General features: G+C 74.4%; 6 protein-coding genes and 1 pseudogene. 4 read left to right on the plus strand and 3 right to left on the minus strand.

All coding sequences use genetic code 11. From position 1 onward, the window contains the following. Positions 1 to 169: 169 nt before the first annotated feature. On the plus strand, positions 170 to 1384 hold the full coding sequence (locus tag BG452_RS28250; protein WP_411293036.1) for an MFS transporter: 1215 nt from the start codon (positions 170 to 172) through the stop codon (positions 1382 to 1384). Between the two features lie 42 nt (positions 1385 to 1426). Here the strand turns inward: BG452_RS28250 and BG452_RS28255 are convergent, their stop codons facing one another. Beyond that, positions 1427 to 2419, minus strand: coding sequence for an alpha/beta hydrolase (locus BG452_RS28255; protein WP_188307184.1), 993 nt, complete (start codon positions 2417 to 2419; stop codon positions 1427 to 1429). A gap of 44 nt (positions 2420 to 2463) precedes the next feature. Between BG452_RS28255 and BG452_RS28260 the strand changes: the two genes are divergently transcribed. After that, positions 2464 to 2946, plus strand: a complete 483-nt coding sequence (locus BG452_RS28260) for a MarR family winged helix-turn-helix transcriptional regulator (RefSeq protein WP_188307185.1) — start codon at positions 2464 to 2466, stop codon at positions 2944 to 2946. A 431-nt stretch (positions 2947 to 3377) separates the two neighbouring features. Next, positions 3378 to 3812: a hypothetical protein gene (locus tag BG452_RS28265; protein ID WP_188307186.1), complete on the plus strand. Its 435-nt coding sequence runs from the start codon at positions 3378 to 3380 to the stop codon at positions 3810 to 3812. A gap of 54 nt (positions 3813 to 3866) precedes the next feature. On the opposite strand, the gene BG452_RS28270 is transcribed toward BG452_RS28265, so the two are convergent. Then, complete coding sequence (locus BG452_RS28270) at positions 3867 to 4904, minus strand: medium chain dehydrogenase/reductase family protein (protein ID WP_188307187.1); 1038 nt, start codon at positions 4902 to 4904, stop codon at positions 3867 to 3869. Positions 4905 to 5033: 129 nt separating this feature from the next. On the opposite strand from BG452_RS28270, the gene BG452_RS28275 reads away from it, so the two are divergent. Beyond that, positions 5034 to 5675 carry a TetR/AcrR family transcriptional regulator gene (locus BG452_RS28275; RefSeq protein WP_188307188.1) on the plus strand — a complete coding sequence of 214 codons (642 nt, stop codon included), beginning with the start codon at positions 5034 to 5036 and terminating at the stop codon, positions 5673 to 5675. Here BG452_RS28275 and BG452_RS28280 read toward each other — a convergent pair. Beyond that, a pseudogene (locus tag BG452_RS28280) lies at positions 5662 to 5908 on the minus strand (hypothetical protein); the annotation flags it as partial. The gene BG452_RS28275 and the pseudogene BG452_RS28280 sit on opposite strands and share 14 nt — an antisense overlap.

The following is a 5908-nucleotide window of genomic DNA, read 5'->3' on the forward strand; positions in this document are numbered from 1 at the left end:
CCGCGCGGGCGGCACGGGCGGGCGGCACGGGCGGCACGGGCGGCCGGCCCGGCCGGGCGGTGTACGGCCCGCTCCGGGGGCGTACGGGCAGGTCGGGAGGCGTACGGCCGGTCGGCCCAGCGCGCTCCGGTGAGCCGTGGGCCGGTTCGAGTGGCGCGCCTATCGTGGGCTGGTGACCGATCATCGGACCGTCCGACCACCTGTCGCCCGGGCGGACTACCTGCTGGCCGCCTTCGCCTTCGCCGTCTGCATGACCGGGACCACCCTGCCGACCCCGCTGTACGGGCTGTACCAGGAGCGGATCGGCTTCTCCGAGTTGACGGTGACGGTGGTGTTCGCCGTGTACGCCTTCGGGGTCATCGGTGTCCTGCTGCTGGTCGGCAATGTGTCCGACTCGGTCGGGCGCCGGCCCGTACTGCTGTGCGGGCTGCTCAGCTCGGCTTGCAGCGCCGTCGTGTTCCTGACGGCGGACAGCGTGCTCCTGTTGTGCCTGGGCCGGCTGTTGTCCGGCCTGTCGGCGGGGTTGTTCACCGGCACCGCCACGGCGTACGTGCTGGAACTGGCGCCGCCACGGCACCGGGGGCGGGCGGGCTTCGTCGCGACCGCCGCCAACATGGGCGGCCTGGGGTTCGGGCCGCTGCTGGCCGGCCTGCTCTCCCAGTACGCGCCGCACCCGCTGGTGCTGCCGTTCGTCGTGCACCTGGTGCTGCTCGCCGCGGCCGTCTGCGCCCTCCTGCGGCTGCCGGAGACCGTCGCCGGCGCCCGTCCGCTGCGCACCGCCCGGCCGGTCCGGCCCAGTCTGCCGCCGGAGGTCCGGCGGGTGTTCGTGCCGGCCGGGATCGCGGCCTTCGCCGGGTTCTCCCTGCTGGGCCTGTTCACCTCGGTCAGCCCGGCCTTCCTCGCCGAGGGCCTGGGCGTGCACAACCGGGCGGTGGTCGGCCTGGTCGTCTCCTCGGCCTTCCTGGCGTCCACCCTGGGCCAGTTGCTGGTCCCCCGGCTGGGCACCGCGCGGGCCATCCCGCTGGGCTGCCTGGTGCTGATCGCCGGGTTGGCCCTGCTGGCGGGCTCGCTGGCCTGGACCGTCCTGGCGCTCCTGGTGCTCGCCGCGCTGGTGGGCGGCGCCGGGCAGGGCATGGGCCTGCGCGGCGCGGTGGGCGAGGTCGCCGCCGCGAGTCCGGCGGAGCACCGTGGCGGGGCCCTGTCGGCGCTCTTCGTGGTCGGCTACTTCGGCATCTCGATCCCGGTGATCGGCGTCGGCGTGCTCACCGGGCCGCTCGGCCTCGCCCGAGCGGGCCTGGTGTTCGCCGCCTGCATGGCCCTGCTCGCCGCCGCCTCCGGCGCCTACCTGCTCCGTCTGCTCCGTCAGGCGGGCGCCGGGGCCTGATCACGGGCCGACCCACCCCCGACGGGACCTGCGGGTGGGCAGCTACGCGGCCCGCGTCCGCCCGGCGCGGATCCGCTGACGCAGGAAGAGCGCGGCGCGGTCGAGCGCCTCGTCCGCCTCGTCGAGGACGCCGGCGAAGCACTGGAACACGTGCGGCGCGTCGGCGGTGATGTCCAGGATGACGTCCACGCCCGCCGCGCCCGCCCGCGCGGCCAGGCGGGTGGAGTCGTCCAGCAGCAGTTCGTTGGCGCCGACCTGGATCAGCATCGGGGGCAGGCCGGTGAGGTCGGCGTGCACGGCCGGACTGAGCAGCGGCTGCCGGGGGTCGGCCCCGGCGAGGTACATGGCTCCGGTGTGGTCGAGGGCGGCCCGGGTGAAGATCGGGTCGACGCCCTCCTTGGTGCGCATGCTCGCGCCGGTCCGGGTGGCGTCGAGGCCCGGGGAGAAGGCCAGCACGGCGGCGGGCTGCGGGAGGCCCGCGTCCCGGGCGGCGAGGCAGGTGGTGACGGCGAGTCCGCCGCCGGCGGAGTCCCCCGCGAAGGCGATGGCCGAGGGGTCCGCTCCCTGGTCGAGGAGGGCGCGGTAGGCGCTCAGGCAGTCCTCGATCGCGGCCGGGAAGGGGTGTTCGGGGGCGAGCCGGTAGTCCAGCGAGTACGCGCCGAGGCCGGTCCTGGCCACGAGGTTCCCGGTCAGCGAGAGGGCGGTCTCGGGCGAGCCGAAGACCCAGCCGCCACCGTGGAAGTAGAGGATCGTCCCCGCTTCCGCTCCGTCCGTCGCTCCGACCTTCGGTTCGTCCGTCGCTCCTGCCGTCGGTTCGTCCTTCGGCACGACGCGCAGGGCGGGCCGGTCGCCGAGGACCGTCGGCGCCGTGCGGATGGCGCCGTGGGGCACGATCATCCCGGCCATCAGCTCCCGGAACCCGGCCCGGATCTCCTCCACCGACGGCGGCCGCACAGGCCCCGCCTCCTCCGGCTGCCCCGCCGGTCCCGACTGCCGCAGCATCGCGTCGATCCGGCTGCGCTGCTCCCTGCTCATGAGCCCACTCCCCATCCCAAGTAGCTTCCCGTACACTATATGCCGTGGAAGATACATCACCCGGCGACCGCCCCGCATCCGGCCTCCCGGCGCTCTTCGCCGACCTGGTCCGGTGCGAGACCCGCCTGTACAACGCCCTCAACGACCGGCTCCGCGAGCGGCACGGCATCGTCACCTCGCAGTACGAGTTCCTGGACTACCTTCGCCGCCACCCCGGCAGCCGGGTGGCGGACCTCGCCGCCGAGTTCGCCATCGGCGTCGGCGCGACCAGCAAGGGCGTCGACCGCCTGGAGAAGCAGGGCTGGGCCGCCCGTCGGCCGAACCCCGCGGACCGCCGGTCCTCGCTGCTGGTCCTGACCGACGACGGCACGCGGCTCGTCGAGGCGGCCGAGCGGACCTTCACGGACGGCCTGGCCGAGCTGCTCGCGGGCACCCTCGACGCCACCGCCCTGTCGGCGGCCGCACGGACCCTGGCCACCCTGCGCTCCGCGCTCGAACGCGACCAGGTCGGCGCCCCCACCGGCTGACCCGCGGCCCGCCCCCGGAGACGGCCCGCAAGGCGACCCGGGCCACGGCCGCCGCGCGGGTCGCGATGACGACCGGTGCCACGGGTGCGGCGGGAACAGCAGGAGCAGCAGGAGCAGCAGGAGCAGCAGGAGCAGCAGGAGCAGGCTCAGCCGGTGATCGGGCGACCGTCCAGCCGGACGTGGTCCACCGCCCAGTACCAGTTGTTGCCCGCGTCGTACATCCGGAACTTCAGCGTCACCGAGCGCGCGCCCGCCGGGACGGCCCGTCGCCGTAGGCGAGGTCGCCGGCCAGGAAACCCTGAGCTGTACAGGCCACTTGACGCCGCATGATCAACGTCGCCCACCATCGGCCCCGTTGGCTTCCTCTACGCTGGGGCGAGGCCCCGGACGCCGGGCGCCGACCGACGCGCACAGCCACCGGGGGGAACCGCGTGATCCGCGTACAGCAGCACACCTTCACCTTGATTCCCTGGCCGTGGCGCGTCATGCCCTGGGTCCAGGTGCCCGAGGGGCTGGAGTTCACCCTCTACGACGTCGTCGACCCGATGGCGCGCGGCGTCGAGGTGCCCGGCACCCCGGAGGAGGCCGCCCGCTGGAAGGTCGGCCACGACGCCTACCGGAGCCTGCTGCAGGAGGCCGAGGAGGACGTGCGCCACGCCCACGGAGTGCGCTGCCGGGCCGGCTTCATGGTCGACATGCACTCGGTGCGGCTGCGCCGCTACGACCTGATGCCCAACCGCAAGGCCCGCTCCCGGCGGCTGTTCGACGAGTGCCTGACCAGGATGCGCCGGTACGAGGAGACCTACCGGCCGATCCTCCAGGACATCGAGGCCCGGATCGCGGAGGCCTCCGCCGACGCGGCCTGAGGTCTGAGGTCTGAGGTCTGAGGCCTCCCGAGCGGTCCTCCGCACTCGGCGCGGCTACCGGACGATGACGACCTTGCCCGCGACGGTGCGCGACTCGGCCAGCGCGAGCGCGGCCGCGGCCTCGTCCAGCGGGAACCGCGCGGCGATCTCGGCGGTGAGCGCGCCGTCGGCCAGCAGCGCCAGCACCCGGGTGAGGTCCTCGCGCAGCCGGGCCCGGAAGGCGGCCGGGCGGCGGCTGCCCGCCCAGAAGTTGTAGAAGTGGGCGGACCGGCCGTTGGGGAGGCCGTTCCACAGCGCCAGCCGGGCGAACAGCTTGAGCACCGGGAGCCGCGAGTCGCCCTCCTCGTCCTTGGTGGCGGCGGTGCCGTAGGACACCAGGACCCCGCCGCGGCGCAGCAGCCGCCAGGACTCCTCCAGTCCGGCGCCGCCGACGTGGTCGAACACCGCGTCCACGCCGTCCGGTGCGAGCTCCCGGATGCGCCGGTAGACGTCGGGGTCGCGGTAGTCGACCGGGGTCGCGCCCAGCCGGCGGACGGTGTCGTGGTGCCGGGCGGACGCCGTGCCGATCACCGTGATCCCGGCGTGCCGGGCCAGTTGCACCAGCGTCGACCCGACGCCGCCGTTGGCGCCGAGCACCACGATCGTGGCGCCCTGGGCCACCTTCGCGGTCCGGTGCAGCATCTGCCAGGCCGTCACCCCGTTGACCACGACGGTCTCCGCGTCGGCGGCCGTCACGCCGTCCGGCACGGGCACCAGGTCGGCGGCGTCGAGCAGTTGGAGGCTGGCCCAGGCGCCGGTCTTGGTGACGGCGGCGAACCGCTGCCCGACCAGCGCGGGGTCGACGTCCGGGCCGGTCGCGACGACCGTGCCGACCACGTCGTACCCGGGCACGAAGGGGTAGGGCGGCTGGTCGTAGTACTTGCCGCGGCGCATCTGCTGCTCGGCGAAGGAGACGCCGGTCGCGTCCATCCGCAGCAGGACCTTGCCCGCGGTGGGCGGCGGGAGGTCCCGGGTGCGCACCTGGAGGCCGTCCGGGTCGACGGTGCCCGGCAGGACGACCTCGGTGGCACGGGTGAGGAGGGTGTCGTTCATGGCTTGTTCTCCGCTTCGGCTGACTCGTGGCCTTCGGCTGACTCGCTTGCTACGGCCGTAAAGTTACACCCGTAACCTCACGGCGGGCAAGGGCTTCGCCACGTAAGTTCTCACCTGTAAGCTCACGCCATGGGAAACGAATCGAGCGCACCCCCCAGCCGCCCCCGCAACCGCCGTGGGGAAGGCGCCCGCCTGCGGGACGACATCGTGGCCGCCGCGGTCGAACTACTCGACGAGACCGGCACCGAGACCGCCGTCACCCTGCGGTCCGTCGCCCGCCGGGTCGGGATCGCCGCCCCGTCGATCTACCGCCACTTCCCCGACCAGCCGGCCATCATGCTGGCCGTGGTGCGGCAGGCCTTCGACGAACTGGAGGCAGAACTACGGGCCGCCCAGGACGCCGCCGGCGAGGACCCCCGACAGCGGCTGCTCGCCCTCTGCCACGCCTACCTGGGGTTCTCCGAGAACCACCCGGAGCGCTATCGCACCATGTTCGGCGGGGTCTGGGTGCCCGCGCTCCAGGACACCGCCGTGACGGCGGAGGAGATGAGCAGCCTCGGCCAGGCGTCCCTGCAGCTGCTCGCCGAGGCCCTGACCGGGTGCGTCGCCGCCGGCCTGGCCACCAGCGACGATCCGTTCGCGGACACCGTCGCGCTGTGGCTGGGCCTGCACGGGCTGGCGCACCAGCGGGCGGTGACGGTCGCCTTTTCGTGGCCGCCGGACATCGCCGAGCGGCTGATCACCACGCTGGCGCACCTCAAGGCCGAGTAGCCCCCGGCGGCGGCGTGGCCGGAAAGCCGCCGGCCCCCGCCCGGCAGTCGGGCGGGGGCGGGCGGGCCGGCGGGAGCGGCAGCGCCCCCGGCGCCGGGCGGGGGCGGCGCACGGTCAGGCAGACCGCGGCGACGCCGACCAGCCAGACCAGGTACTGCGGGCTGATCACCCGGCTGGTCACCACGAAGATCAGCAGCGCGCACAGCGCCGCGTCGTACATGGTGGCGGCGTTG

Source organism: Streptomyces sp. CBMA123 (genome assembly GCF_014596465.1).
Lineage (GTDB): Bacteria > Actinomycetota > Actinomycetes > Streptomycetales > Streptomycetaceae > Kitasatospora.

Bases quoted from the DNA above. Each gene is read 5' to 3' on its own strand.
- BG452_RS28255 (WP_188307184.1), bottom strand. From the start codon at position 2,419: ATGAGCAGGGAGCAGCGCAGCCGGATCGACGCGATGCTGCGGCAGTCG.
- BG452_RS28270 (WP_188307187.1), bottom strand. From the start codon at position 4,904: ATGAACGACACCCTCCTCACCCGTGCCACCGAGGTCGTCCTGCCGGGC.
- BG452_RS28275 (WP_188307188.1), top strand. From the start codon at position 5,034: ATGGGAAACGAATCGAGCGCACCCCCCAGCCGCCCCCGCAACCGCCGT.